At 54.5% G+C, this 446-nt stretch carries 1 rRNA gene; it reads right to left on the bottom strand.

Annotated elements, in window-relative coordinates:
- Positions 1-446: ribosomal RNA gene (locus HH110_RS19630) — 16S ribosomal RNA — on the bottom strand; the annotation flags it as partial.

Raw genomic sequence — 446 nt, 5'->3', positions numbered from 1 at the left:
CTACCGGGGTATCTAATCCTGTTTGATCCCCACGCTTTCGTGCCTCAGCGTCAATCACCCCTTCGTGAGATGCCTTCGCAATCGGTGTTCTGTGTAATCTCTAAGCATTTCACCGCTACACTACACATTCCTCCCACGGCAGAGTCATTCAAGCTCACCAGTTCGGGAGGCACTTCCGACGTTGAGCGCCGGCATTTCACCTCCCGCTTAACAAGCCGCCTGCGCACCCTTTAAACCCAATAAATCCGGATAACGCTTGCATCCTCCGTATTACCGCGGCTGCTGGCACGGAGTTAGCCGATGCTTATTCGCGAGGTACTCTCATCGGGCCACACGTGGCCCTTATTGCTCCCTCGCAAAAGCGGTTTACAATCCATAGGACCGTCTTCCTTCACGCGGCATGGCTGGATCAGCCTTCCGGCCATTGTCCAATATTCCTCACTGCA

The sequence above is a fragment of the Stenotrophomonas sp. SAM-B genome, assembly GCF_013387485.1.
GTDB lineage: Bacteria > Pseudomonadota > Gammaproteobacteria > Xanthomonadales > Xanthomonadaceae > Stenotrophomonas > Stenotrophomonas maltophilia_AA.
Note: the sequence above shows the minus strand (reverse complement) of the source record. Positions and strands in the feature narration are given on the sequence as shown.